Source organism: Streptosporangium sp. NPDC003464 (genome assembly GCF_053588315.1).
Window position 1 is genome coordinate 20,449 of sequence record NZ_JBSFPS010000043.1, and the last position, 24,590, is coordinate 45,038.

The 24,590-nt window shown below is 71.4% G+C and carries 25 protein-coding genes and 2 pseudogenes; 12 read left to right on the forward strand and 15 right to left on the reverse strand.

Translation table 11 applies throughout. The annotated features are described in order from the left end of the window. Positions 1-84: 84 nt before the first annotated feature. On the reverse strand, positions 85-1,266 hold the full coding sequence (locus tag ACWDS7_RS12525; protein ID WP_451929353.1) for an MFS transporter: 1,182 nt from the start codon (positions 1,264-1,266) through the stop codon (positions 85-87). A gap of 72 nt (positions 1,267-1,338) precedes the next feature. Here ACWDS7_RS12525 and ACWDS7_RS12530 point away from each other — a divergent pair, with 72 nt between their 5' ends. Next, positions 1,339-2,181 (forward strand): LysR family transcriptional regulator, encoded by an 843-nt coding sequence (locus ACWDS7_RS12530; RefSeq protein WP_451929354.1) that lies wholly within the window; start codon positions 1,339-1,341, stop codon positions 2,179-2,181. A 51-nt stretch (positions 2,182-2,232) separates the two neighbouring features. Here the strand turns inward: ACWDS7_RS12530 and ACWDS7_RS12535 are convergent. Next, positions 2,233-3,156 (reverse strand): annotated as a pseudogene (locus ACWDS7_RS12535) (TIGR03620 family F420-dependent LLM class oxidoreductase); the annotation flags it as partial. A gap of 3 nt (positions 3,157-3,159) precedes the next feature. Here ACWDS7_RS12535 and ACWDS7_RS12540 point away from each other — a divergent pair. After that, positions 3,160-3,456, forward strand: coding sequence for an SbtR family transcriptional regulator (locus tag ACWDS7_RS12540; RefSeq protein ID WP_451929355.1), 297 nt, complete (start codon positions 3,160-3,162; stop codon positions 3,454-3,456). A 148-nt stretch (positions 3,457-3,604) separates the two neighbouring features. Here ACWDS7_RS12540 and ACWDS7_RS12545 read toward each other — a convergent pair whose 3' ends face one another. After that, positions 3,605-4,990 carry an MFS transporter gene (locus ACWDS7_RS12545; RefSeq protein ID WP_451929356.1) on the reverse strand — a complete coding sequence of 462 codons (1,386 nt, stop codon included), beginning with the start codon at positions 4,988-4,990 and terminating at the stop codon, positions 3,605-3,607. Positions 4,991-5,115: 125 nt separating this feature from the next. Between ACWDS7_RS12545 and ACWDS7_RS12550 the strand changes: the two are divergent. Further along, a pseudogene (locus ACWDS7_RS12550) lies at positions 5,116-5,916 on the forward strand (helix-turn-helix transcriptional regulator); the annotation flags it as partial. A gap of 228 nt (positions 5,917-6,144) precedes the next feature. Here ACWDS7_RS12550 and ACWDS7_RS12555 read toward each other — a convergent pair. Further along, the gene (locus ACWDS7_RS12555; protein WP_451929357.1) at positions 6,145-6,831 is read right to left on the reverse strand and encodes an SRPBCC family protein; all 687 of its coding nucleotides are present in this window, start codon (positions 6,829-6,831) and stop codon (positions 6,145-6,147) included. 164 nt (positions 6,832-6,995) lie between these two features. Continuing rightward, a complete protein-coding gene (locus tag ACWDS7_RS12560) occupies positions 6,996-7,343 on the reverse strand; it encodes a hypothetical protein (protein ID WP_451929358.1) in 348 nt (115 codons plus the stop codon). Positions 7,344-7,527: 184 nt separating this feature from the next. On the opposite strand from ACWDS7_RS12560, the gene ACWDS7_RS12565 reads away from it, so the two are divergent. The 3 genes from ACWDS7_RS12565 (at position 7,528) to ACWDS7_RS12575 (ending at position 9,652) form a co-directional block, all read left to right on the forward strand. Continuing rightward, positions 7,528-8,175 carry a TetR/AcrR family transcriptional regulator gene (locus tag ACWDS7_RS12565; protein ID WP_306871592.1) on the forward strand — a complete coding sequence of 216 codons (648 nt, stop codon included), beginning with the start codon at positions 7,528-7,530 and terminating at the stop codon, positions 8,173-8,175. 122 nt (positions 8,176-8,297) lie between these two features. Beyond that, positions 8,298-9,353 (forward strand): serine/threonine-protein kinase, encoded by a 1,056-nt coding sequence (locus ACWDS7_RS12570; RefSeq protein WP_451929359.1) that lies wholly within the window; start codon positions 8,298-8,300, stop codon positions 9,351-9,353. Between the two features lie 2 nt (positions 9,354-9,355). Next, positions 9,356-9,652 (forward strand): hypothetical protein, encoded by a 297-nt coding sequence (locus ACWDS7_RS12575; RefSeq protein ID WP_451929360.1) that lies wholly within the window; start codon positions 9,356-9,358, stop codon positions 9,650-9,652. A gap of 232 nt (positions 9,653-9,884) precedes the next feature. Here ACWDS7_RS12575 and ACWDS7_RS12580 read toward each other — a convergent pair whose 3' ends face one another. Then, complete coding sequence (locus tag ACWDS7_RS12580; protein WP_451929361.1) at positions 9,885-11,030, reverse strand: serine hydrolase domain-containing protein; 1,146 nt, start codon at positions 11,028-11,030, stop codon at positions 9,885-9,887. A 153-nt stretch (positions 11,031-11,183) separates the two neighbouring features. Here ACWDS7_RS12580 and ACWDS7_RS12585 point away from each other — a divergent pair, with 153 nt between their 5' ends. After that, the gene (locus tag ACWDS7_RS12585; protein ID WP_451929362.1) at positions 11,184-14,330 is read left to right on the forward strand and encodes a BTAD domain-containing putative transcriptional regulator; all 3,147 of its coding nucleotides are present in this window, start codon (positions 11,184-11,186) and stop codon (positions 14,328-14,330) included. 93 nt (positions 14,331-14,423) lie between these two features. Then, a complete protein-coding gene (locus ACWDS7_RS12590) occupies positions 14,424-15,212 on the forward strand; it encodes an inositol monophosphatase family protein (protein ID WP_451929363.1) in 789 nt (262 codons plus the stop codon). Between the two features lie 138 nt (positions 15,213-15,350). On the opposite strand, the gene ACWDS7_RS12595 is transcribed toward ACWDS7_RS12590, so the two are convergent. The 7 genes from ACWDS7_RS12595 to ACWDS7_RS12625 form a co-directional block, all read right to left on the reverse strand. After that, positions 15,351-15,587, reverse strand: coding sequence for a hypothetical protein (locus ACWDS7_RS12595; protein WP_451929364.1), 237 nt, complete (start codon positions 15,585-15,587; stop codon positions 15,351-15,353). A 154-nt stretch (positions 15,588-15,741) separates the two neighbouring features. After that, a complete protein-coding gene (gene modA / locus ACWDS7_RS12600) occupies positions 15,742-16,539 on the reverse strand; it encodes a molybdate ABC transporter substrate-binding protein (protein WP_451929365.1) in 798 nt (265 codons plus the stop codon). A 13-nt stretch (positions 16,540-16,552) separates the two neighbouring features. Continuing rightward, positions 16,553-16,762, reverse strand: coding sequence for a hypothetical protein (locus ACWDS7_RS12605; RefSeq protein ID WP_451929366.1), 210 nt, complete (start codon positions 16,760-16,762; stop codon positions 16,553-16,555). Positions 16,763-16,812: 50 nt separating this feature from the next. Next, positions 16,813-18,600 carry an ABC transporter permease gene (locus ACWDS7_RS12610; protein WP_451929367.1) on the reverse strand — a complete coding sequence of 596 codons (1,788 nt, stop codon included), beginning with the start codon at positions 18,598-18,600 and terminating at the stop codon, positions 16,813-16,815. 5 nt (positions 18,601-18,605) lie between these two features. Further along, positions 18,606-19,346: an ABC transporter ATP-binding protein gene (locus ACWDS7_RS12615; protein ID WP_451929368.1), complete on the reverse strand. Its 741-nt coding sequence runs from the start codon at positions 19,344-19,346 to the stop codon at positions 18,606-18,608. Beyond that, positions 19,343-19,876: a PadR family transcriptional regulator gene (locus ACWDS7_RS12620; protein ID WP_451929369.1), complete on the reverse strand. Its 534-nt coding sequence runs from the start codon at positions 19,874-19,876 to the stop codon at positions 19,343-19,345. The genes ACWDS7_RS12615 and ACWDS7_RS12620 overlap by 4 nt, the downstream gene beginning before the upstream one ends. A gap of 180 nt (positions 19,877-20,056) precedes the next feature. After that, entirely contained in the window at positions 20,057-20,839 is a 783-nt protein-coding gene (locus tag ACWDS7_RS12625; RefSeq protein ID WP_451929370.1) for an SDR family oxidoreductase, read from the reverse strand. A 51-nt stretch (positions 20,840-20,890) separates the two neighbouring features. On the opposite strand from ACWDS7_RS12625, the gene ACWDS7_RS12630 reads away from it, so the two are divergent. After that, a complete protein-coding gene (locus ACWDS7_RS12630; RefSeq protein ID WP_451929371.1) occupies positions 20,891-21,481 on the forward strand; it encodes a TetR/AcrR family transcriptional regulator in 591 nt (196 codons plus the stop codon). A gap of 130 nt (positions 21,482-21,611) precedes the next feature. Here the strand turns inward: ACWDS7_RS12630 and ACWDS7_RS12635 are convergent, their stop codons facing one another. Next, the gene (locus ACWDS7_RS12635) at positions 21,612-21,920 is read right to left on the reverse strand and encodes a hypothetical protein (protein ID WP_306871563.1); all 309 of its coding nucleotides are present in this window, start codon (positions 21,918-21,920) and stop codon (positions 21,612-21,614) included. 41 nt (positions 21,921-21,961) lie between these two features. Further along, complete coding sequence (locus ACWDS7_RS12640) at positions 21,962-22,231, reverse strand: hypothetical protein (RefSeq protein ID WP_451929372.1); 270 nt, start codon at positions 22,229-22,231, stop codon at positions 21,962-21,964. A 143-nt stretch (positions 22,232-22,374) separates the two neighbouring features. Between ACWDS7_RS12640 and ACWDS7_RS12645 the strand changes: the two genes are divergently transcribed. Genes ACWDS7_RS12645 through ACWDS7_RS12655 form a run of 3 tightly spaced genes read left to right on the forward strand, consistent with a single transcriptional unit; the run spans position 22,375 to position 24,519 of the window. Further along, on the forward strand, positions 22,375-22,839 hold the full coding sequence (locus ACWDS7_RS12645) for an XRE family transcriptional regulator (protein WP_451929373.1): 465 nt from the start codon (positions 22,375-22,377) through the stop codon (positions 22,837-22,839). A gap of 56 nt (positions 22,840-22,895) precedes the next feature. Continuing rightward, on the forward strand, positions 22,896-23,348 hold the full coding sequence (locus ACWDS7_RS12650) for an ImmA/IrrE family metallo-endopeptidase (RefSeq protein ID WP_306871555.1): 453 nt from the start codon (positions 22,896-22,898) through the stop codon (positions 23,346-23,348). A 1-nt stretch (position 23,349) separates the two neighbouring features. Then, the gene (locus ACWDS7_RS12655; protein WP_451929374.1) at positions 23,350-24,519 is read left to right on the forward strand and encodes an MAB_1171c family putative transporter; all 1,170 of its coding nucleotides are present in this window, start codon (positions 23,350-23,352) and stop codon (positions 24,517-24,519) included. The last annotated feature ends 71 nt before the right edge of the window (positions 24,520-24,590 follow it).

Sequence of the window (24,590 nt, forward strand, 5' to 3'; positions counted from 1 at the left end):
CTTTTCCCCGCAACTCTCCGCTCTCATCATGGTGAACCCTCAATCGGTGATGCATCGCCTGGTGGATGGGCACGGCCTGTCCACTCAGGCGATCGGGGACGGCACGGCGGCGGGTGACCGGCGCGAGAGCAGGTATCCCGTCAGTGCGGCGAGCAGGCCGGCCAGGCCGGCCGCCGCGAAGCCGCCCGCCGGCGTGGACACGTCGATCGCCATTCCCACGACCGGGGAGCCGAGCGCGAACCCCGCGCTCGCCGCCGAGGACTGCAGGCCGGTCGCCTCACCGCGCACACCGGCCGGCGTCAGCCGGCTCACCGCGTCGGAGACCGTGGAAAGGGTCGGTGCGGTGAGCAGCCCGGCACCGATGACGGCCACACACAGCCAAGGCCAGTCATGGGCGAGTCCGGCCGGAATCGTCACCAGCCCGAGCAGGCCGAGCAGCAGCCAGGTGGGCATCGGCCGGGGCAGCGCTCCGTACACCAGACCGCCCACGACGGACATCACCCCGAACACGGCGACGACCACGGCCGCCCAGGAGACCTGGCCGGCTTCTTGAAGAGTGGCGACGACGGCCAGGTCGACGCCGCTGAGCAGCATCGCGACGCCGAACCCCATCGCCAGGACAGCGACCATGCGCGCGCCCAGCCACTCCCGGCGCCGGGGCCGGCCCGCTGCCTCGCCGTCCGCCTCGTCCTCGGCCCGCAGCGGCGGGTCGAGCAGGGCGATCCCCGCCCCGCCGGCGACGATCGCGGCGCCCACTCCCCATGCCACCACGCCGGGGGACACCTTCGCCGCACACAGGATCACCACCGCCGGCCCCACCATGTACGACAGCTCGCCCGCCACCGAATCCAGCGCGAACGCCGCCCGCCGCTGCCCCGCCGTCGTCATCGCGGCGATCGCCTGCCTGGTGACCGATTGGACCGGCACCATCAGCAGACCGGCGGCGAAGGAGGCGCCCAGCAAGATCACGTACGGCAGCGCAGGAACGGACAGCCAGAACACGAGCTGCGGCACAACCGTGGCCAGCAGCACGGTACGCAGGCCCCGCCGGTCGATCATCCGGCCCAGCAGCGGCCCGCCCAGCGCGACACCGGCGGTGAGCGCCGCCACCACGGCTCCCGCCGCCGCGTAACTCATGTCGAGGGCGACGACGACGTACATCGTCAACACCATCGCGTCCGCGGTGATCGCGGTACGGGCGAGCAGCGAAATGCCCAGCAGTGGCGTCATCCCCGGCACCGCGAGCACCTGTCGAAACTTGATCACCGTTTTGACGGTAAATCACTAGGAATGCCATAGGAAGTCGTCAATCTATTGGACCAGGCATAATGAATGCTTATGGCACGTGATCTCGAGACCGCACTGCTGCGGTCGTTCGTCACCGCCGTGCGAGCGGGCAGCATCAGCCGTGCGGCGGCGGCGCTCGGCCGCACCCAGCCCGCGCTCAGCCAGCAGTTGCGCAAGCTCGAGAGGGCCGTCGGCAGTCCGCTGCTGCACCGGGCGCCGTCCGGCGTCTCGCCGACCCGGGTGGGCGAGGAACTACTGCCCTACGCCGAGCGCATTCTCGCGCTGTCGGCACAGGCACTCACCGAAACAGGACGTGCGCTCACCGGGCATTGCGGGGTGGGACTCCTCGAAGATCTCGCCGCTTCCCGCCTTCATCAGGCACTCGCCGACCTCGCACGGCTGCACCCCGACGCGACGCTGGAGGTGCTCAGCCTTTCCAACGCGGCGACGCGGGAGGCCTGCGACACGGGCCGTGTCCAACTCGTGCTCGACGAGGTCCCGGATCTTCCCTGGCCGCCGCGCTGGACAGTGCGCCTGCCGCTGGTCTGGGCGGTCGGGCAGGGTGTCGCCACCGACGCCGATCCGCTGCCGGTGGTGCTGTTCTCGAACACGTGCGCCTGGCGGACGTCGGTGCTGGAGGCGATGGAAGGCACAGGGCGCCGCTGGCGGGTGGCGTTCGAAAGCAACAGTCTCGCCGGAGTGCTCGCCGCGCTACGGGCCGGGCTCGGAGTCGCGGCGCTCCTGCCCGCCAACCTCGAGCCGGCCATGGCCTGCCACGACGCCGCCGCGTTGCCTGCTCTGCCGGACGTCGAACTCGGCCTTGCCCGCCACCCCGGTACCGAAGGTGATGCGCTCATCGACGCCGTGGAGACCGCCCTGCGGCGGATGATCTGAGCCGCACACCTGACCCGCCTGTCTCCGCCGGCACAGCAGCCGCGCGGCAAGCTCCTGCCATTGACGCAGTGGCGGCTCATCCGGTGTGGCCGTCAGCACGTGCAGGCTGACGTGATCCGCGCCGGCGTCGAGCTGCTGCTCAACCCGCCGGGCGACGTCTTCGGGCCCGCCGGTGGCAACCAGGGCGTCGACCAGCCGGTCGTCGAGGGATCCGGCGTCGTCGAATCCCAGGTCGCGCAGTAGCGCGAGCCGGTTGGGCAGGGCGGCGGCCGCGTGGGCACGGGCCAGCTCGGTCCCGCGGGCGCGGGACGGGTCCAGGACGACGAGCTGGGTGACCGCCAGCAGCGCGTGCGGCCCGAGCAGGCTTCTGGCCTGGCGGGTGTGCTCGATCGGCATGCCCAGCGGGTGGGCGCCCCACGCGCGTTCGGCGGCGAGCCGGAGCATCTTCGGGCCCAGCGCGGCCAGGACCCGAGGCGCTGCGGGGATCGACGGGCCGAACGGGGCGGTGTCCATCGCGTCCAGATAGGCGCGCATGGTCGCCACCGGCGGGCCGAAACGGTGGCCGCGCACGTCGGTGACCAGGGCGGGGTGGCTGACGCCGAGGCCGAGCAGGAACCGTTCGGGGAACGCCTCGACAAGGGTGCGCTGCGCGGCCGCGGCACTGATCGCGTCGCGGGCGTAGATGCTGGCGGTGCCGGTGGCGATGACCGTCCGCCGGGTGGCCGACAGCAGCACGGCGGCCTGGGCCATCGCCTCGCGGCCGGTCGTCTCGGGAAACCACAGGGCCGGATAGCCGAGGTCCTCGACGGCGTCGGCTCGGCCACGCTGCACCGGCACTTCCCCTCCCGGCAGCGCCTGCTGGAGGCCGTCTTCCGCGACAAGGTCGAGGCCCTGTGCGCCACCGCCGCCGACCTGGCCGCCGACCCCGATCCCGGACACGCGCTGACCACCTGGCTGGGAGCCGTCGCCCGGCATGCCGTGTCCAACCGGGGCCTGGCCGCCTCGCTGATGCTGGGAGCCCACGGCGGCGATCCCACGCTGGGCGCCACCTGCCACACGATGATCACCAACGCCGGAGCGGACCTGCTGGCCCGCGCCTGCCGCGCGGACGCCGCACGACCCGACGTCTCAATCACCGACCTGCTCAAACTCGTCAATGTCATCTGCCTGGCCGTCGAGCAGGAACCCGACGGCCAGGCCCAGGCCGACCGGCTGCTCACCCTCGCGATGACCGGAGTGCACCCCGCAGGAAAGACGGCGAGGCGGGAGATGTGACACGGAATGCGGATCATCAATCACACCGAGCCTGCCGAGGCGGCAGACACCCAGGCCGCAGCTCTCGACTGCCGGGGCCACTCCGCCGGACCGGTCTTCCCGGCCGACCGGCGCGCCCCCATCTCGTCGAGGAACCTGCGGACAGCCGTCAGCTACGGTCGCGCGGCAGCATGAGGGCCGCGGCCGTGGTGGCTACCAGCATCACAACCGCGACGCACAGGGCGACCCGCAGACCCACGATGAACTCACCCCGGTCCGCGACCAAGGCTCCGAGGACGGCCACGGCGAGCGCGCCGCCCGTCTGCCGGAAGGAGTTCAGGATCCCGGCGGCCATTCCGGCCCGGTCCGCGGCGATGTCGTTCAGCAGGACGGCGGTCAGGGAAGGTACGACGGAACCCACGCCGAGGCCGACCGGGACGAGCATCACCGCGATCACCGGTCTGCTGGTCCCCTCGTCCATCCAGAGCAGGCAGAACATCGCCAGCACGCAGATCGCCTGCCCCACGGCGATCGGCATCCGCGGCCCGAAGCGTGCCGCGGCCCTGGCCGAGGCCAGGTTGGCTCCGGCGATCACGGCCATCATCGGCAGGAACATCAGCCCCGCGGCCATGACGGACAGGTTCAGAACGTCCTGGAAGAACAGGCTCAGCGCGAACACCAGCCCGTAGAACGCGGCATTGACGACGGACCCGATCGCGACCGAAACCGTCACCGTGCGCGAACGGAAGAGGTCGAGCGGGACCATCGGCGCGGCGGTACGCGCCTCGATCATGACGAACGCGGCCGTCGCCACCGCGGCGAGCCCCAGGCAGCCCAGCACCACGGGCTCGCCGAAGCCGTTCTCCCCTCCGTCGATCACCGCGAAGGTGAGTGCCGCGAGCGCGACGACCGCCGTGAGCTGGCCGTACGGATCGAGCGGCGTGGCACGGCGCGGCGAGCGCTCCACGCGGGTCAACAGCGCGAGGACGGCGGCGCCGACGGGCAGGTTGACGACGAAGATCGCCCGCCAGCTCAGGGTGCTGGACAGCACCCCGCCGACCACCGGGCCGGCGGCAACCGCGACGGCTCCGCCGGCGGTCCACAGCGCGATGGCCCGTGCCCGTTCGGCCGCGTCCGGGAAGGCCCGCCGGACGAGGGCCAGCGAGGAGGGCAGCATGATCGCCGCCGCGCTCCCCTGGATCAGGCGGGCGGCGATCAGCTCGCCCAGCCCCGGCGCCAGTGCGCAGGCCGCCGAGGCGACCGTGAAGACCGCGACGCCGGCGCCGAACGCGCGGCTCGCCCCGATACGGTCGGAGAGCGTGCCCGCGGAGAGCAGGAGCGCGGCGAACATCAGCGTGTAGGCGTCCACGATCCATTGCAGTCCCGCCGTGCTGCCGCCGAAGGCCCGCCCGATCCCGGGCAGCGCCACGTTCATCGCCATGGCGTCGAGGTTGAGCAGGAAGATGCCCATGAACGTGGTCGCCAGGATCAGCTTCGGTGCGGCCGTGCGTCGCCGGGCATCCTGTGACGCGCGGACCGGTGCAAGAGGGGTCATCCGTCCAGGCTGGCGAGGCCCGTGGGGGCGGGGCAGGCCGTGATCTTCCGGGGTGCGCCATAGGGGGGTGTGACAGGGCCAGGCTCCGGGCCGGATCCGTGGTCACCCGCTGGCAAAATGACGACATGACCGAGTTCGGGAAGTTTCTGCAGGCTCGCCGTGGCGGCGTACGCCCGGCAGACGTCGGGCTGCCCGCCGGGACCGGAACGCGCCGTACGCCGGGTCTGCGCCGGGAGGAGCTGGCGGCGCTGGCCGGTGTGAGCATCGACTACTACATACGTCTGGAACGCGGCAAGGAGACCCGTCCGAGTCCCTCCGTGGTCGAGGCGCTGGCCGACGCGCTCCGCCTCGACGAGGAAGAGCGCGGCTTCCTGCGCGAGCTGGCGGCGCGGGCGGCGCGACGTGCGCCCGAGCCCCGTCCCCTGCCGTCGCGCCGGGTCCGTCCGACCGTCACGCAGCTTCTGGAGACGCTCCGGCCCAACCCGGCCTACGTCGTGAGCCGCACCAACGACCTGCTGGCGGCCAATCCCGGCGGGCTGCGGCTGCTCCACGGCATCGCCGACTGGCCGGAGCGGCAGCGGAACACCGTCCGGTACACCTTCCTGCACCCGGCTGCCCGCGAGCTGTGGGCGGACTGGGAACAGAAGGCCAAGGGGTGCGTCGCCCAGTTGCGGGCGATCGCCGGCACCGATCCGGACGCCCCGGATCTCGCCTCACTCGTAGGTGAGCTGATCGTCAAAAGCCCCGACTTCAACCGGCTCTGGGAGCGGTACGAGGTGCACACGATCGGCGACGGCGAGAAGACGCTCCGGCACCCGGAGGTCGGCACGATGACGCTCTCGCACGAGGGGCTGTCCCTGAACCGCGCACAAGGCCAGCGCCTCATCGTCTACATGGCGCCGCCCGGCAGTCCGGACCACGACGCGATGACGCTCCTCGACCTCGCCGTCTCCGGTCCGTCCGGCGGTTTCGGCGAGACGGCGCCCGTCTCACCCTTCCGGGGCCAGGGCTGGTCGAACGTCTCACCCTTCCGGGGACGGGGTTGGTTGGACCGTACAGATCCCCGTCCTCCTCACGCACGGGCTGAGGAGGACGGGGTGACGACCGCTTCGGGCGTGGTCTCCGCTGACCGGGGTCCTATGCCGGCGGGGGTCTCACGGCTTGCCGTCGGTGCGGGCCTCGGCGGCGGTCTTCAGGTCGCGCAGCCACGCTTCGAGGCCCGCGCCGAGGATCTTGGTGGCGGTGGGAACGTCCGCTTCGACCTGGGCGCCGGTCCAGGTTTCCTCGGTGTGCACGCGCACACCGCCCTTGACCTTGGTGAAGGTCCACAGGTGCACGCCCTCGTCGATGCGCACCCCTTCTCCGATCGCGGGTCCGCTCCACAGGATGCAGGCGTCGCGCTGGAGCTGCCGGATGGTGGAGGTGATGTGCATGGTGGTGGCGGGGGTCGTGGGGGTGGGGGGCGCCGGGGTGGTCCACCGGAACCGCGAACCCTTGCGGAGAAGGCCGGGGTCGAGGAGTTCCATGGTGAGGACGGGGGCCTGCCAGGTGGGCCAGCGTTCCACGTCGGTCTGCAGCTTGAAGATGGTGCTCAGCGGCGCCTTGATCACGATGTCGGACCGGTAGCGGATACGGGCGGTGGTGTCGACGCCTTCACCGCGGCACTGGGACCTGCCCCCGAGGGGGGAGGTCTGGGACGGAGCAGGGGCAGCCTGGGCGGCCGGGACGCTGCTCGCGAGGACGCCGGCGACGGCGAGCGCGATCGTGAGCGCGGCGGCGCGTACGCGGGTCCGGGGGCGGGACTGCCGAGCGGGCGAGTTCGCGGGGCCGTTGCTGAACATGGTGTTCCTCTCGTTCTGGGATCGGGATCGGATGTTCGGGACGGGGCGCCGACGCGGAGGGTGAGCGCGGGGGCGCGCGGTCCGGTCCGGAGCGAGGCGGTACGCGAGCTCGCCGGCCGAGACCGCGAGAAACTCGCCGACGGCGGGTGCTCGCTCCAGCTCCGTCAGCGCCGGGGGGCTCGAAGGATGGTCACGATGAGTGCGGCGGACGCGGCGACGATCAGCCCCACGGAGGCGGGATGCATGTCCTTGGACAGGCTTGGCGCGCCGTCGGGCCGCGTCAGCCATACGACGAGCGGGATCGCGTACGTGAGGGCGAGAAGCGTGGCCGCCCAGCGGACCGTCCGGTCGCGGGCGTGGCGGAGAGCGACGACCAGCGCGATCGCGACCGGAACGATCGCCAGCAGGGCGAACTGGCCGAGAACCATGACGGGGACCGCCCAGGAGGCGACGGTCACCGCCGGCGGCGTACTCCGGCCCGCGCGGATGAGTGGCTTGGACGTGGTGGTCATGGCGTTCCCTTCGTCTGGCTGGGCCCATGGCTGCGGACCCGCACCGCGCGACCACGATGAGATAGAGGCTCATGTGTTCGTTAGAAGTTATAACTAAACGAGAAGGGGAGTGTCAATAAGCTTCGTGATAGCCTCTAACTATCTTTTTAGGCTGTAGCTTCACGGGCGGGGAAGGCGGCAGGGCATGGCGGAGACGGACGCGAAGACCCCGCGCGAGCGCTACCGCACTCAGGTACGCGCAGAGATCAAGGAACACGCGTGGGAGCAGATCGCCGCGACGGGGACGTCCGCGCTCTCCCTCAACGCGATCGCCAAGCAGATGGGCATGAGCGGACCAGCGCTCTACCGCTACTACGCCAACCGCGACGAGCTGATCACCGAACTCGTCCGGGACGCGTACCGAAGCCTCGCCGACACCCTCCGCTCGGCCTCCGTCGCAGGTGCCGACCTTGCCGTACTGGCACACGCCGTGCGCGGCTGGGCCCTGGAGGACCCCCAGCGGTATCTCCTCATCTACGGCACCCCCGTCCCCGGCTACCACGCGCCCGACGACATCACGGCCATCTCATCCGAGATCATGATGATCCTGCTCGACGCCGGCTCGACGTCGCCCCGGGAACGCCCCGCCACGCCGTTCGACATCCACCTGGAACACCACCGGGATTGGGCGGCCGGCCACCCCGCCCCGCCCGCGGTCCTCCGCCAGGCCCTGAGCTTCTGGACACGGCTCCACGGCGTCCTGTCCCTGGAGCTCTCCGGCCATTTCACCGGGATGGGATTCGACCCCGCCCTGCTCTTCGCGGCCGAACTGGACGACCTGCTGATGCCCTGACAGGAGCGCCCGTCCACGCCGCCGTGGTCTTCATCCCCGCCGGCGCGCATGACGCTGAGCTCACACGCTGCCGGCAGTCTTCCCCCGGGCCCACTCTGCCCCCGCCTGATATAAGAAGGTGCATGATCGTCGAACCCTCCCATGTCGGCCCCTACCGTCTGGAGAGGCTGCTGGGTGAAGGCGGGCAGGGCGCGGTCTACCTCGGTGTCGACCCGTCGGGCGGCCGGGTGGCGATCAAGCTCCTGCACGCCAGGCTGGCCCACGACGCCGGCAACCGCCGCCGCTTCCTGCACGAGGTGGAGGCGGCCCGCCGGGTCGGGCCGTTCGGCACCGCCCAGATCCTGGACGCCGACGTCCAGGGCAACCAGCCCTATATCGTCAGCGAGTACATCCCCGGCGAATCGCTCCAGCAGCTGATCACCCGCGAGGGGCCGCGTGCCGCCGGCGGCACGCGGCGCCTGATGCTCGCCACCGCGGCGGCGCTGAAGGCCATCCACGAGGCCGGGATCGTGCACCGCGACTTCAAGCCGAGCAACGTGCTGCTCGGGCCGGACGGGCCGCGCGTCATCGACTTCGGTATCTCCCGCGCGTTGGAGGGCACGACCATGCAGTCCAGCGCCGTGGTCGGCACGCCGCCGTACATGTCGCCCGAGCAGCTGCGCGGCGCGACCGTGGGGCCGGAGTCGGACGTGTTCTCCTGGGCGGTCACCATGGTGTTCGCCGCGACCGGGCGGCCGGCGTTCGGCCAGGACAGCATGCCGGCGGTGTTCAACCGCATCCTCAACCACGAGCCCGACCTGACCGGCGTCCCACCGGAGTTACGCGGCCTGCTGGGCGCGTGCCTGGCCAAGGAGCCGCACCACCGGCCGGACGCGAGCGGGCTGGTCCGGCTCATCGTCGGCGAGGAGGCGCCGCCCGGTCCGCAGGCCGTGACACGGGTCCAGGAGCCCGACCCGGCCGGCGAGCGGCCCTGGGGCCTGGCCTTCGCGGCGCAGATCATCACGACCCTCGCCGCCGCGGTGGTCTTCCTGATCGCCGCGGAGCTTGACTCCCGGCAGTGGCCGGACATCCCCGTTCCCGGGACGGACGGCCTGCCGTTCTGGCCCACGATCCTGACCGGCCTGGCCGCGGGCGGCGCGATCGCGCTGGTGCTGCGCCTGCTGGCGAGACGGAGCTGAGCATGGACTTCCCCTTGATGCTCGCCGTCCTCTTCACCGCCGCAGCGGTGGCCGTCACCGCCCGGATCATCGCCGTCCGGGGCCGCACCTTCCTGGCGAGGCACCGCCTCCTGCTGGCCGTGACGCTGCTGCCGTTGCAGCCGGTGCTCGGCGTGGGCGTCGGTGTGCTGCTGATCACCCAGTGGGACCACGTCGACGGCAACAGCCTGGTCTTCGGCGTCATCGCCTACCTCGCCGGGTTGATCGCCTTCGGCATCGTCACCGGCGTGCAGGAGCTGCGCCGAGCCCGGCGCCCCTGACGGCCGGGCCCGCCCTGGCACGCCACCGGCTCCACCACGGCGGCTACGGACGTTTCGAGCTCGACATGAATCGGCGCCTGGGGCCGGGGGAGTTCCCCTCAGCCCGGCGACGTCAGATCACATCTGACATCCCGCGACCCCGGCTGTGCGCGCAGAGACGCACAGCCGGGGCGATCGCCGTCAGACCGGGGTCGAGCCGGAGTCCGCCGGCTCTCGGTGGCGGGCCGCGCGCTTACGCGGCGATGGAGACGCCGAACTCCGCGTTGATGATCTTGAACATGAGGTCCCAGGTCTTCCATTCGGTGTTGGTGTGGACGGCGATGGCGTGCCGGCCGTCAGGGGTGCCGACCGCGAAGAACCAGGATCCCCAGAGGCTGCCGCCGACGCCGCGCAGCGTCCGGCCGCCCGTCGCCCGCTGGTCGAACTCGAACAGGCCGAGGCCGTAGCGGGTGTGCGGCATCCAGTAGCTGCCTTCGGTGGAGACCGTGGTCCACATCTGCCGGTGCTGGGCGGGCGGCAGCAGGCTGCCGCCGGCCATCGCGTTGACGAAGCGGATCATGTCGCCGGTGGTGGAGACGACGTCGCCGGCCGACCAGGCCAGGGAGGAGTTGAACTCGGTGACGTCCAGGGACGGGAGGCCGGGATCCTCCATCAGCGATTCCCAGTTCTCAGGGGTGGCCGTCGCCGGGTCGACGCCGTCCTTGAAGAACAGGTTGGAGTACGCTCGCGGGTGCGGATCGGGGTATCCGGTGTCCTGGGCGGAGCGCACGCGGGTGTGGGTCAGGCCGAGGGGCTGGATGACCCTGCGCTCGACCTCTTCGGCGTAGCTGCTTCCGGTGACCTCCTCGATGATCGCCCCGGCGAGGTGGAAGCCGCCGTTGGAGTACTCGAAGCGTTCGCCGGGCTCACCGACCGGCGGCTGGGAGACCGCCACCCTCAGCAGTTCCTCGGTGGTGAATCCGTCGAAGCGATGCTGGAGGAACCCGGAGCGGGTGGCGTATCGGTGGGCCACCTCCGCTGCCAGGCCGGTGGAGAACAGACCACTGGTGTTGCTGAGCAGGTGCCTGATGGTGATCTTGTCGCCGTCGTAGCCGTTGACGTTCAGCACGCCGGGCAGCCACTTGTTCACCGCGTCGTCGATGCTCAGCCTGCCCTCGGCCTCCAGGGCCAGAAGTACGGCGGCGGTGAAGGCCTTGCCGCTGCTGCCGGTGTGCAGGTGTTCCCCCGGCAGGCGTGGGGCACCGGTCTGGATGTCGGCCACGCCGGCGGTGCCGGACCAGGTCCGGTCCCCGTCCTTGACGTCGGCGACGATGCCGGGGACGCCGACCTCGTCCACCGCCCAGTCGAGCACCTGCTGCATTTTCTCGTGCGCTGCCATTGCACTGCCTTTCGGACGTTTCTTCCGTACGTTTCTTCCGTACGTCCTCCACGGTGTCCATCGGCGCTTACATGCCTCTTGGAACGCTCTTCCAGCCGGCATGGCGCCACTTTCAGCGGCACGCGCGCGTCTTTGTGCTCATAGCCTTTGGGCATGCGGATTGAGGTGCTGGGACCGGTCCGGGCCTATGCCGACGATGGCGCGCCGATCGATGTCGGCGGCGTCATGGTCCGCGCGCTGCTGGCCCGGCTGGCACTGGCCGAGGGCGAGACGGTGTCGGTCGACGCACTCGTCGACGGCCTGTGGGGGGAGCATCCGCGCGGGGGCACCGTCAACGCGCTGCACGGGCTGGTGCATCGGCTGCGCAGGGCTCTGGGCGGGGCCGGGGCCGTGGAGAGGGCGGCCGGCGGATACCGCCTGCACATACGCGCCGAGGACGTCGACGCCCACCGGTTCGAGGAGAAGGCGGAGCGGGGCGGTCGCGAACTGGCCGCGGGCGCCGCGCAGCGAGCGGACTCGCTGCTGGACGAGGCGCTGGCGCTGTGGCGGGGAGACGCGCTGGCCGACGTGCGCGACGCCCCCTTCGCCGGTACGGCCGGCGCGCGGCTGGAGGAGCTGCGCGTCGCGGCGATTGAGGACCGGTTCGAGGCGGAGCTGCGGCTGGGCCGCCACGACGAGATCCTGGCCGACATGGCGGCGGTGGCCGCCGGCCACCCGCTGCGCGAACGGCTGGCCGGATTGCGCATGCGGGCCTTGCACGCGGCAGGCCGCCAGTCCGATGCGCTGGCCGTGTTCGAACAGGTCCGCGGCACGCTCGCCGAGGAACTGGGCGTCGACCCGTCCGAGGAACTGCGCAGAACGCACCTGGCCGTGCTGCGGGGCGAGCTGGAGATCCCCGGGGCGGAACAGGCCCGGCCGGAGGCGGTGCCGGGACGCCTGCCGGCCCAGTTGACCAGCTTCGTCGGCCGGGCTGTGGAGCTGGGATCGCTGGCCGGGTCGCTGGAGACCTCTCGGCTGGTCACCGTTGTCGGCCCTGGGGGCGTGGGGAAGACCCGGCTGGCCGTGGAGGCGGTGAGCCGGCATCGAGCCCATCGGCGTGGCCGGGTCTGGTTCGTCCCCCTGGCCGGGGTGACCACGGCGGACGGGCTGCCCGAAGCGGTGCTGGGCACGCTCGGTGTCGCCGATGCCCGGCCGTCCGGCACCCCGCTGGAGCGGGTGGCCAATCTGCTCGCCGGTGACGAAGGTCTGCTGGTGCTTGACAACTGCGAACAGATCTCCGGCCCCGTCGCGGAGTTCGCCGGGCAGCTGCTGGAGCGCCAGCCGTACCTGACCATCCTGGCCACGAGCCGGGAACCGCTGGAAGTCATGGGTGAGACGCTGTGCCGTCTGGGCCCGCTCGGACTGCCGCCGGCGCACGCGGATCCCGCTCGGGCCGGCGAGTCGGCCGCGGTGCGGCTGTTCCTCGATCGCGCGGCAGCCGTACAGCCCGGCTTCACGCTGGACGCGCCGACCGCGGCCACGACCGTGGACATCGTGCGCCGGCTGGACGGACTGCCGCTGGCCCTGGAGCTGGCCGCGGCGCGGCTGCGGACCATGAGCGCCGACCAGCTCGCCCGGCGGCTGGATGACCGCTTCCGGCTGCTCAGCACCGGTAACCGGGCCGCCCAGCCGCGACAGCGGACACTCCGTGCGGTCATCGAATGGAGCTGGGACCTCCTCACCGACCAAGAACGGACGCTGGCCCGCCGAATGTCGATCTTTCTGGCGAGAACCGGGATCGCCGCGATCGAGGCGGTCTGTTCGGACGAGGCGCTCCCCGCTGGCGAGGTCGTCTATCTGCTGGACTCCCTGGTCGACAAGTCCATCGTGGAGCGGGCCGGCGACGGCTACCGGATGCTGGAGACCATCCGAGCCCATTCGGCGGACAAGCTCCGCCTCGCGGGGGAGGCCGGAGCCGTCCTGCGCAGGCTCGTGCGGCACTTCGCCGACCTGGCCGAGGAACACGAGCCGCTGCTGCGCTCGGACAGGCAGGTGGAGTCGCTGCGGCTGTTCCAGGCCGAGTACGACAACCTGATGTTCGCCCTGCAAACGGCCGTCGACACCGGCGACGCCGATGCGGCGGCCCGCCTCCTCGGCCCGCTGTACTGGTACTGGGTCATGCTCCGCTACGACGCTCGGGCCGATGCCTACGTCGCCAAGGTCGCCGAGTTCGGCGACGCGCTGCCCGCCGACGCCCGGGCCGCCTTCACCGCGATCCACCTGGTAGCCGGCGAGGGCGGGCCGGTCACCGACCCCGAGCGGCTGCGCGCGCTCATCGACGACTGCGCGCACACGGGCGCGCTGCGGCGTTATCCGATGCTGCTGACGACAGCGCTGATGGTGGCGGCGGCAGTCGGACTGGACGAACTGGTCGACCAGGAGATCACCCGGGTACGCAGCGGCTCGGACCGCTGGGCGATCGCCTGCACCTTCATGATCGAGGCCATGCGGTACCGCGGACGGGGCGACCGGGAAAGCTCCGCGACCGCGATGGCAGCGGCGCTGCACGTGTTCGAGGAGGCGGGCGACCGCTGGTGGACGGCGAAGACGCTGTACGGCCTGGCGCAGATCCACGCCATCGGCGGCGAGCACGACGAGGCGATCGCCGCCTACGAGCACAGCATCGCGATCGCCACCGACCTCGGCTCGCAGGACGAGGTCTCGACCCGGCTCGGGCTCGCCACCGAACGCATGCGCGCCGGCGACCTGACCGGCGCCCGGCACGACATCGAAACCGCCGGACGAGTGGCCTGGGAGCGCGGTCAGCCCGTGCTGGAGATCGAGGTCCTGGGCAGCCTGGCCGAGCTGTACCGCCGCTCCGGCGAGATCGAACGGGCCGACCAGGAGCTCGACCGGATGGAGAAACTCGCCCGCCGGCTGTGCCTTACGGCGGAGATGATTGAGGACCTGCTGGTACCCGCCAGGGCGGCGAACCTCCTCACCGCCGGGGACGCCGCACCCGCGCGCGAGCTGCTGCCCCGTGCCGTGCAGGCGGCGCAGGCACGCATGGACACTCCTTGGGCCGCCCAGCTCCTGGCCCGGCTGCTGTTCCTGGAGGACGACCCGGCCGGCGCGGCCACCGCGCTCGGCCTGAGCCGGGCCATCCGCGGCACCTTCGACCACGGCGACACCGAACTGCGCTCCCTCGCGGAGATGATCGCGGAGCGGCTCGGCCGTACCGACTACGACACCGCCTACCGACGGGGCGCCGACCTGACACCCCACGAGGCCACCGACCGGCTGACAGCGCTGCCCGGCTGACAGCGCTGCGCGGATCCGCCGCCGGGCCCTCATGGCCGGCAACCGGTCCGGCGTCATGTGGCGGCCGATCTCGCCTGGTCTATCCTGCGACCCATGCTGATCACAGATGTCGAGCTGGCCTGTACGGCAGCGCAGGCGGGAGCAGCCGTCGTGCGCACCATGTTCGGCACATCGTTGGCGCGCCTGGAGAAATCCGGTGGTGACTTCGCCACGGTCGCCGACGTGGAAGCGGAGAAGGCCATCCTTGACGCGATCGGCGCCGCCCGGCCCGGCGATGCCGTGATCGGCGAGGAGAGCGGGCGTACGGGTCCGGCGGGGGCGGAGCGCGTGTGGCTGGTCGACCCTCTGTGCGGAACGCTGAACTACGCCGCGCACAGCATGCTGGTCGCGGTGAACGTCGCCCTGCGTGTGGGATCGGACATCATGGTGGCGGCCTCGGCCGACCCGTTCACCGAGGAGGTGTTCTGGACCGACGGCGTCCACGCCTACGTCCGCCGCGACGGCCTGGACGGGCCGCTCCGACCGTCGCCCGATTCACGGCTGGTGGACGTCAACCTCGACCCGCCGTTCCCGAACTCGCCCGCTTTCCGCGCTGCCGCCCTGCTCGCCGAGCCGGGGTTCGCCGAGCGGTTCCGCCCGCGCGTCGTCTCCACCACCCTGGCCGTGGCCTGGGTCGCCGCCGGTCGGCGAGCCGCCTACGTCACCGACGGCCGACAGCATGACAGCGTGCACTTCGCCGCCGGGATCGCGTTGTGCCGGGCTGCCGGATGCGTGGTGACCGGCCTCGACGGCCGGCCGCCGCACGCCGGCACAGGCGGGCTCGTCGTGGCGGCCGACCAGGAGACCCACGCGGCGCTGCTGGACCTGATCCGCAACCAGTAGTCCCGGAAGTGGGCTTGCCCGAAAGGCCGTGGCACGACAGCCGCCCCTACTCCCTGGACGTAGGTTTCCGGACGGATGGAGGGCCCTGGTCGGCCGCGGGCTCTCAGACGAGATCACGGCGCGCGCCGCCGAGCCGCCTCATGGCGGGTCGACCCAGTGCAGGGCGACGTACGGCTCGGCCTGGCCGCAGTAGCGGACCCGCTCCCGGGTGATGCGATAGCGGGCGTGCATCTCAGGCTGGTCGGGCGAGTGGCGCGGGACGGGGACGGTAAGGATGCCGATGTCCTGGTCGACGTGGGTGAGCAGGCCGTGGCAGGGGCCGCCGAGACAGATGGCGTTGCGGTCGTGGTGGCCGGCCGGCGAGAGCTCGTTCATGCGGGGGAGGCGTGGGTCTCTCGGGGGCGGCCGTCCGGCCGCGAGCGGTACGGCGCCACGGCAGACGGCCCGGACGCTTCCCGAAGGACGTCGCGCGTCCGGCGGCTCCGCCGGGCGGGGCCGCCGGATCGGCGCGCGGGAGTGACCATACGGGTCAGGGAGCCTCGAAGCCGGCCTTGGTCAGCGCGTCCTTGCCCTGCTGTGACAGCACCAGGTCGACGAACTGCCTGGCCAGGTCACCAGCGGGTGCCTTGGTCAGCGTGGCGATCGGGTAGTCGTTGATGGCCTTGTCCGCCTCGGGGAACGCGATGCCCTGCACCTTGCCGGCCGAGGCGATCACGTCGGTCCGGTAGACCAGCGCCGCGTCCACCTCGCCCAGCTCGACCTTGGTGAGGGTGGCCTTGACGTCCTGCTCCAGCGTGACGGGGGTGATCTTCAACCCGGCCGCGTCCAGCGCCTTGACCGCCGCGGCGCCGCACGGCACCTGCTCGGCGCAGAGCGCCACCTTCACCTTCGGATCGGTGAGGTCTCTGATCTCGTCCACCTTGGCCGGGTTGTCGGCGGGCACGGCGATCTGCAGCTTGTTGCGCACGAACGTGGTCGGCGCGCTCGCCAGCGACGCGTCCGTCACGGTCTTCATGGTGGCCGGGCTGGCGGCGGCGAACACGTCCGCCGGCGCGCCCTGGGTGATCTGCTGGGCCAGCGTGGCACTGGAGCCGAAGTTGAACTTCACCGTCGTGCCTGGATGCGCGGCTTCGAAGGTCTTGCCGAATTCGGTGAACGTGCCGGTCAGCGACGCCGCCGCGAACACCGTCACCTCCTTGGCCCCGCCACCGGCCGCGGAAGCCGACGCCGAGGTCGTGGCTGATCCGCCGGCCCCGCACCCGGACAGACCCGCCAGCGCGAGTGCGACGGGCAGGGCGATCGTCCACCGGGAAAGACGTCTGAACACCAAAGAGGGCTCCTCACAAGTGACCGGCCACACGTTCGTGACCGGATATCTCCACGACGACGTTGGTGGACTTGATCACAGCGACCGCCACCATCCCCGACAGACCCTCACCATACCCCTCGCACATTCCAGCCTTAATACCCACCTCCCATCGCAACATCAGCAGTTTCTGCTGTCCCGCCATGGCATCCACGAGATCTCGGAAACCCTCCGCGAACGGCACGCCATCCCTGCTGTTCCAGCGGCGGGGGCGTTGACGTCGGAGAAGGCCGATCACGCTGTTTCGGCGCTGAGGGTCTGTGCCACGGGCCGGCGGGCCGCCAGGCGTGCGGGCAGGGCGGTGAGTGCCGCCGTCGCCAGGAGAGTCGCGAGCGCGGCGCCGAGCAGCCAGGAGGAGGGAGGTTCCACCGAATTCCTGGCGGCGAAGAGCGAGAGCAGGCCGGCGCCCAGAGGGACGCCGATGACGGCGCCGGGCAGCGCGGGCAGGAGCTGGGCAACGGACAGCCCCGCGGAGATCTGTCCCGGGGTGGCGCCAAGGGTGCGTGCGATGGCCATGCTCGCCCGGGCCTCTATGGCAGTGGTCCAGGTGAACGTGAGGATGTTCACGACGGCGAGTGCGATCACCAGGACGGTGACCGCCACCATCAGCCGACGGTCGTGAACGCCCCGCAGGTTGGGCAGGACGGAGGAGCCGTCCAGGCCGTAGCCCCTCTCCGGCTGGGCGTGGAGAGTCAGCAAGGCGACGATCGCGATCACCGTGGTGGCGGTGGAGCACGCCTGCAGCACGGCACGGCCCGGCCTGCGGGCGGTCAGCCGCAGCCCGAGCAGCAGCGGCGTGGGCAGCAGCGCGGACAGCGCGGTGAGCCAGGGGCGGTGACGGGGCTGATGCGCGGTGACGGTCAGCGCCGTGACGGTCGCCGTACGCATGGCCCGCAGCGTGGGACTCAGCGTGGACAGCACCGCCACCGCCACGGCGAGGACGGTCGCCGTGGCAACGGTGCCGCCGGCCAGCCCGGCGGCACCGATCCGGCTGGCGGTGGGGCTGGCGACGGCGGGCACGGTCAGGCGGGCGATCACCAGCCCCAGCGCGTCGCCGACCAGCGCCAGCGCCAGGTATTCGGTGAGCAGGACGGCGGCGATCAGACCCGGGGTGGCGCCGACGGCCTTGAGCAGCCCGGCCCGGCGTGTCTGCTCGACGGCGCGTCCCGCGGCCAGCGCCGCCACTCCGGTGATGGCCAGGAAGCTGAGCAGCCAGCTACCGACGACCAGGATCGGCTGACTGTTCCTGAGGATGACCATGTCCTGTTGGGCGGTGAACCGCCAGGTATGGAAGTTCGCCCTGAGGGTGGCGATGCGGTGGGCGTCCAGGAAGGCCTCGGCCCCGGCGGGGTCGCGCAGCTTGAGGTCCAGGGCCATGGTCACCGGGAGATCGTGGGACGACGCCAGGGCCCGGGCATCTGACCGGGTCATCCAGGCCAGGCCGCTGTAGTCGCTGGGGCCACCGTACGGGCCGATCTGCGCCGCCCAGGGGTAGATGGAGGTGGCCGCGGTGACGGCGATCCCGACGACGGAGTACGACCGGCCGGCGATGGTGACGTGGTCGCCGAAGCCGACGCCCAGCGCGGCGGCGAAGCCGCGTTCGAGGACCGTGCCGCCGGAGCGTACCCAATGACCCGAGGTCACGAGCGGCCGGTTGACCGCGCCGGGCGTCTCGGGGAAGCCGTGCACCACCACTGGGGACGAGGTGGAATCGCGACTGGTGAGGTCGGCGTAGACGACGCGATAGGGGCCATGATGGGCGACCACTTCGGGAGCGTCCACCAGCGAGGCCAGGGTCGAGGTCACGGCGGGGCCCGTGTTGCCGGACAGTGCCACCACGTCCGGCCCGGCGGTGGCCGCGCGGGTCTGCTCGTACAGCGCGTCGCTCACGCCGCGCAGGGACAGGCCCAGCGCCAGGGTGGCGGTGGCCACGGTCACCGCGAGCAGGAGCATCGCGGCCTGGACCTTGTGCCGGCGCACGTCAGCCAGCACCAGGCGCACGACGAGCACGATGGAGCCCATGACGTTCAGCCCTCCAGCCCGATCAGCCCGCCGAGCCCGCCCGCGCGGGAGCCGGCCAGCCGGGTGTCGTCGACGAACATCCCGTCGCGCATCGAGACCAGCCGATCCGCCGTGGCCGCCACCCGCTCGTCATGCGTGACGATCACGAAGGTCTGCCCCGCCGAACGCAGCTCCTCGAAGATCCTCAGCACATCGAGGGTCGCCGCGGTGTCGAGGTTGCCGGTCGGTTCGTCGGCCAGGACGACCAGCGGGTCGTTGGCCAGCGCGCGGGCGATGGCGACCCGCTGACGTTGACCGCCCGACAGTCGCGACGGCAGGTGCCGGGCGCGGTCGGTGAGCCCGACCTGGTCCAGCAGCAGACTCGCGCGGCGCCTGGCCTGGCGGCGCGAGCGTCCGGCCAGCAGCGCGGGAAGCTCCACGTTCTCGGCCGCCGACAGCTCCTCCACCAGATGGAAGGCCTGGAAGACGAACCCCACCGACCGGCGCCGCATGCGCGCCAGAGCCCGCTCGCTCAGCGTGTCGATGCGCCGCCCGGCCACCCACACCTCTCCATCGGTAGGCCGCTCCAGGCCGCCCAGCAGGTGCAGCAGAGTGGATTTCCCGCAGCCGCTGGGTCCCATCACCGCCAGCATCTGTCCCTGCGGCACCTCCAGGTCGACCTCGTCCACCGCGCGGACCCGGCTCTGCCCCTGACCATGCGTCTTCATCAGGCCGCAGGCCCGGACCGCGGCACTTGACACGTTCATCCACCCTCGACTTCGTCATCGACCTTGGACCAGGCCCGCTCACAGGCGTCCAGCCAGCGCAGGTCCGCCTGCAACCGCAGCGCCACCCCTTCCAGCAGCAGGCCGGCGCCCGACCCCGCCGGCTCGGCCAGCGCCGCCTGCTGCACCTCACGCAAGCGGCGCAGCAACTCACGGCGCTGCGCCGCCACCAGCTCCACCGGGTCGGCCAGCCGGGCCGCGGCGGCAGCGGCGAGCTTGAGATGAAACTCCGCCAGGTCCGGTTTCGGCCAGCCCACCTCGGCCAGCCAGGCGGCCACCCGCTGCTGCCCGGCCGGCGTCAGCGCATAGACCTTGCGCTCCGGCCGCTCGGGCAGGCCGTCGGCCCGCTCACAGACAACGAGCCCCGCTCGCTCCAATCGGGCCAACGTCACATAGATCTGACCGCGGTTCATCGACTCGCCCAGCGGGCCAAGGCTGCGCCGCAGCCGGGCGTGCAAGTGGTACCCGTGCGACGGCTCCTTGGCGAGCATCGCCAGCACCGCGTCCTGCATGTCACCCCCTAACGGTTAGCCAATAGATAGCGGTTAGCCATGGGAGGTGTCAAAGCGCTACATCTGGCGGTCTCCGGGACCGGCCCGCCGCGCGGAACATACCGCCGCCGCCCGGGACGGCTCCAAGCTCGACAGGGAGGGACCACGCCCGGTGGTGTCCGGCGACGTCAAGGGCGGCCGCTACGCCGGCGGCGCGGCGAGCGCCACCCGAGCCCCGAGGTGGAGCCCGCCGCTGGCGTCCAGCACCTGCCCGGTCACCCAGCGGGCATCGTCGGAGGCGAGGAGGGCCACCACGTCGGCCACGTCCTCGGCCCGGCCGACTCGACCCAGCGCCGCCTGCCCGGCGAGGAACGCCGCCGCCTCCGGGGGGAACAGCGACGTGTTCGCCTCGGTCATGGTCGCGCCCGGTGCGACGACGTTCACGGTGATGCCGCGCTCGCCCAGCGCCAGGGCGAGGGTGCGGCTCATGGTCTCCACCGCGCCCTTGGTCATGGCGAAGGAGGTCTGCGCGGGGTTGGCGATCCGGGTGACGGCCGAGGACACGCTGACGATGCGTCCGCCGTCGGCCAGCAGCGGGAGCGCGCGCTGGATGATGAAGTAGGGCGCCTTGACGTTCACCGCGAAGAGCCGGTCGAACCGCTCGGCCGTGTCGGTCTCGATCGGACCGGCCGGGGCGGCCGCGGCGTTGTTGACCAGGATGTCCAGGCGCCGTCCGGCCAGGCCGGCCTCCAGCTCGGCGAACAGCGCGTCGACGGCCCCCTCGGCCTCCAGGTCCGCGCCGATCGGGAATGCGCGCCCGTCGGCCCGCTCGATCCGCTCGACCGTCTCCTGCGCCGCCGCCGCGTCCTTTCCGTAGTGGACGGCGACCAGGGCCCCGTCGGCGGCGAGACGTTCGGCGACCGCCCGCCCGATACCGCGTGAGGCCCCGGTCACCAGTGCCGTCTTGTCTGCCAGCAATCCCATTGCGCGCCTCGCAAACATGTTAATAACTACCATCGTGATAGTTTGTACCGGATGGCAGAGGAATCAACAAGCCTGCGGGAGCGGCGCCGGGCAGAGACCCGGCGCGCGCTACAGGCACACGCGGTCCGCCTGTTCATGGCCCGGGGCTACGACGCGACCACGATCAACGACGTCGCACAGGTGGCCGGGGTGTCCGTGATGACCCTCTACCGGCACTTCGCGACAAAAGAAGACCTGGTGCTCTACGACGAGTACGACCGGGAGACCGCGGCGACGCTCGCGGCACAGCAGCAGGAGGAGCCACTGCGTCAGCGGATCGGCCGGGCACTGGTGCAGACCGCCGCGGCGGCCGTCGACTCCGACCGGGACCTCCTGCTCGCCCGCCTCCGCCTGATGATCTCCACGCCCGCCCTGCAAGCCCGCCACCTGGACAGCCAGTACGCCACCGAGATCGCCGTCGTCGACACCCTCTGCGCCGGCGGCACCGATCCCGACCTGGAATTCCGTGTCCGCAGCACGGCCGCCGCGTGCCTGGCCGCCACCCATGTCGCCCTTCTCCGCTGGGCTGAAGGTGACGGACGACAGGACCTCCCCACCCTCATGCGCCAGGCCCTGACCTCGGCCTTCGACACCGCGTTCTGAAAGCGCCGGTCCGTCCGTCAGCGGACAGGGCAATCGCCCGGAGGCAGGCCGGGGACCTCCTCCGGGCGATTGACGGTGGTCAGCGGCGCGGCACGGGCGCGACCGCCGGTATCAACCGTGACCGCCGGTATCAGCGGGTACAGCGAATGGAGGCACTGCCCCAGTAGTAGCCCGGCCCGAGCCGGGACGAGTCGGCGAACAGCAGCACGCACTGCTCATTGCTGAAGCCCGAGATCAGCGCCTGACGGCGGGCGTCCTTCTCCGCCTCGCGCTTGGCCTCCTTGGGGCTGTTCTCGAGGGCCATGCCGTTGAAGCCGCGCTCCTCGAGCACGCTCGCCTGTCCCGTCGCGGCCGGAGCGGCGAACGCCGCGACCGGAGCGAGGACGGTGAAGCCGGTGATCATCGCGGCGACGAAACCGCGAGCAACGATCGAACGCATTCCTGTAGACCCCTCTTGTCGTGTGGTTGCGGTACCAGGGTTCAGCGCCGGCAGTACACCGTCGCGGTGCCGAACCAGCTGCCCGGAATGTCGCTGGCCCTCGCACTGAAGCCGCTCACGTAGCACTGCGAGCTCAGGAATCCGGCCACGGCCGCCTTGCCGTAGGCATAGTTCACCGCTCTGCTCACCGCGCTGGCCTGGCTCGTGTCCATGGCGGTCGCGGTGAACGAGCCGGTCTCCGCCGACGCCGGTCCCGCCGCGGGGGCGATCGCGGCGGCGGCCAGTACGGCGGCACCCAGCATCTTCTTCATCCACCCCCCCCTTCTCATTCATCTCAGCTAATATGATCAAGACACAAGCTAGTCACGCACCACGGCGATGTCAACTGATATGAATGATCTCCTATTTATCATTCATATCAGTTGATGTCGCCGCCTATCCTCCAGAGGCGCAGATGACCGACGAGCAGGACCGCGCACCGGTGGCCGGCACGCTCAGCGACCGGATCGACCACCTGTTCCAGGTGGTCCGTCGCCCCAACGGCGAGCAGCACAGCCACGAGGAGGTGGCCAAGGCCTGCCGGGAGAGCACCGGTGAGACCTTCTCCGCGACCTACCTCTGGCAGCTCCGCACCGGCCGCAGGGACAACCCGACCAAGCGGCACCTGGAAGCCCTCGCCGCCTTCTTCCAGGTGCCACCCGCCTACTTCTTCGACGACGAACAGGGCGCGGTGATCGCCAAGGAGTTGGAGCTGCTCGGTGCGTTGCGCAACAGCGCGGTGCGTGATGTGGCGCTGCGTGCGGTCAACCTCTCCGAGGAGGGCCTCGGCACGGTCGCCGACATCATCGATGCCATTGAGCGCCGCGAGGCGCAGCGGGGCGGCGCCCGGGAGGCGCCCGGTCGCAAACCGGGGGAGTGAGGTTGCGGTACCGGCGAAATGCGCTCTGGCGACACTGCGCACAGATCGTGTCCACTGTGGATATACCGGATCCCTTTGACGTCGCCACGCTCGTCGCCGGACTCGCCGCCAGAAGAGGTCGGCCCATCGAGCTGATCCCGCTGGCGGCACAGCCCGGCAGGCCGTGCGGCGTGCTCGCGGCAACCGACCGGACCGACTACGTCTTCTACACCGCCGACACCAGCCCCCTGCACCAGGAGCACATCCTGATGCACGAGCTGGGCCATCTCCTGTGCGGCCACGCGGGCTCCGGCGGGCTGGACGAGACGGTCTCCTCGGTGCTCATGCCGAACCTTCCGGTCGAACTCGTACGGCGGGTGCTGGGCCGCACGACCTACGCCGAACGGCAGGAGCAGGAGGCGGAGATGGTCGCTTCGCTGATCATGCACAAGGCCCGCCGCGGGGTGCCCGCCGAACCGGTGAGCAGTGAGCTGGAACGCCTGCACTCGGCGTTCGGCCCCGGTGACTGAGGTGATCAGCTATTTCGCGGCCGGGATGCTGGTGCTGATCAGCGCAGGCAAGCTGGCCGCCGCGCGGCGCGTCCCGTTGAGCCCCGGGATGCGATACCTGCTGGGGTTCTTCCTGAGCATGGCGGCAGCGCTGACGGTCTCGGCCGAACCGACCGTGCGATTGCTGTCCGCCCATGGGGCGCCTACGGCGACCCTGGTGTGCCGGCTGGTGAGCAACGCGTTGCAGGTGCTGGCCGTGCACTTCCTGATGCGGCTGGCCCGCGCCACCCAGACCCCCGTACCGCGCACCCGGTCGTGGCCGCTGGTGCTGTGCTGGGTGCTGATGGCGGTGTGCTTCGTCGACATGGTGCTGCATGTCGATCAGTCGGACACTCCCGGGTTCGACTGGCGGTTCGGCACCGTCGGGTACCAGGTGGTGCTGGTCGGATACGCGGTCGGCTGCCTCATGATGTTCATGCGGGTGCTCACCCGGCATGCCCGGCAGTGCCCGCGCGGCAGCTTCCGCACCGGACTGCAGGTGATCGTGACGGCCTCGGCGGTGACCGTGGTGTGGGGCCTGTACTCCGGCCTTCCCACGCTCTGGGTGTCGGTGACCGGCCTGCCCGGCGACAACTTCCTGCCGGCCAGCCGGATGATCGGGCTGGTGGCAATGGTGTTGTGGGTCGCGGGCGCGGTGGTGACCACCTGGCAGGGCATGGTGGAGCGGCCGCTGCGGTGGCTGACGGCCCGGCGCGACGTCCGCGCGGTGACGCCGCTGTGGTCGGCGTTGGTGGCCGCGCTACCCAGGATCGCGCTGCCGCCGACTGCCCGGTGCGGCGCGGAGTTCGCGCTGTACCGCAAGCTGATCGAGATCCGGGACGGACTGCTGGCCCTGCGCCAGCATGTGCCACCCGAACTGGCGGACTGGGTGCGCGAGTCGGCCTGCCGGCACGCCGCCGCCGAGGACGGGCCGACCATGGCGGCCGCCGAGGTCGCCGCCGCGCTGGTGGCCCGGAGGTCCGGGCACAGTTGGCCGCAGGCGCCCGCCGTGCGCACCTCCTCGGTACCCAGCATCGGCGCGGAGACGGCCTGGCTGAGCGCGGTGTCGGCGGCGTTCACCAGCTCACCGGTGGTGGACGAGGTCCGGAAACGGGCCGGCGCGACCTACGCGATGCCCGCCGAAGCGGCCTGAACGCCGTCATGCCCTGGACGACCTGCGACGGCTCGCCCCCGGCGTCCGGGCGGGCCGGCCCTCGGCGTACC

Excerpts from the sequence above, each read along its gene's own strand:
- ACWDS7_RS12565 (WP_306871592.1), top strand. The coding sequence starts at position 7,528 with ATGGCGGAGACGGACGCGAAGACCCCGCGCGAGCGCTACCGCACTCAG.
- ACWDS7_RS12590 (WP_451929363.1), top strand. The coding sequence starts at position 14,424 with ATGCTGATCACAGATGTCGAGCTGGCCTGTACGGCAGCGCAGGCGGGA.
- ACWDS7_RS12635 (WP_306871563.1), bottom strand. The coding sequence starts at position 21,920 with ATGCGTTCGATCGTTGCTCGCGGTTTCGTCGCCGCGATGATCACCGGC.
- ACWDS7_RS12570 (WP_451929359.1), top strand. The coding sequence starts at position 8,298 with ATGATCGTCGAACCCTCCCATGTCGGCCCCTACCGTCTGGAGAGGCTG.
- ACWDS7_RS12610 (WP_451929367.1), bottom strand. The coding sequence starts at position 18,600 with ATGGGCTCCATCGTGCTCGTCGTGCGCCTGGTGCTGGCTGACGTGCGC.
- ACWDS7_RS12630 (WP_451929371.1), top strand. The coding sequence starts at position 20,891 with ATGGCAGAGGAATCAACAAGCCTGCGGGAGCGGCGCCGGGCAGAGACC.
- ACWDS7_RS12585 (WP_451929362.1), top strand. The coding sequence starts at position 11,184 with ATGCGGATTGAGGTGCTGGGACCGGTCCGGGCCTATGCCGACGATGGC.
- ACWDS7_RS12580 (WP_451929361.1), bottom strand. The coding sequence starts at position 11,030 with ATGGCAGCGCACGAGAAAATGCAGCAGGTGCTCGACTGGGCGGTGGAC.
- ACWDS7_RS12545 (WP_451929356.1), bottom strand. The coding sequence starts at position 4,990 with ATGACCCCTCTTGCACCGGTCCGCGCGTCACAGGATGCCCGGCGACGC.
- ACWDS7_RS12620 (WP_451929369.1), bottom strand. The coding sequence starts at position 19,876 with ATGCAGGACGCGGTGCTGGCGATGCTCGCCAAGGAGCCGTCGCACGGG.
- ACWDS7_RS12530 (WP_451929354.1), top strand. The coding sequence starts at position 1,339 with ATGGCACGTGATCTCGAGACCGCACTGCTGCGGTCGTTCGTCACCGCC.
- ACWDS7_RS12575 (WP_451929360.1), top strand. The coding sequence starts at position 9,356 with ATGGACTTCCCCTTGATGCTCGCCGTCCTCTTCACCGCCGCAGCGGTG.
- ACWDS7_RS12640 (WP_451929372.1), bottom strand. The coding sequence starts at position 22,231 with ATGAAGAAGATGCTGGGTGCCGCCGTACTGGCCGCCGCCGCGATCGCC.
- ACWDS7_RS12560 (WP_451929358.1), bottom strand. The coding sequence starts at position 7,343 with ATGACCACCACGTCCAAGCCACTCATCCGCGCGGGCCGGAGTACGCCG.
- ACWDS7_RS12645 (WP_451929373.1), top strand. The coding sequence starts at position 22,375 with ATGACCGACGAGCAGGACCGCGCACCGGTGGCCGGCACGCTCAGCGAC.
- ACWDS7_RS12595 (WP_451929364.1), bottom strand. The coding sequence starts at position 15,587 with ATGAACGAGCTCTCGCCGGCCGGCCACCACGACCGCAACGCCATCTGT.
- ACWDS7_RS12555 (WP_451929357.1), bottom strand. The coding sequence starts at position 6,831 with ATGTTCAGCAACGGCCCCGCGAACTCGCCCGCTCGGCAGTCCCGCCCC.
- ACWDS7_RS12625 (WP_451929370.1), bottom strand. The coding sequence starts at position 20,839 with ATGGGATTGCTGGCAGACAAGACGGCACTGGTGACCGGGGCCTCACGC.
- ACWDS7_RS12615 (WP_451929368.1), bottom strand. The coding sequence starts at position 19,346 with ATGAACGTGTCAAGTGCCGCGGTCCGGGCCTGCGGCCTGATGAAGACG.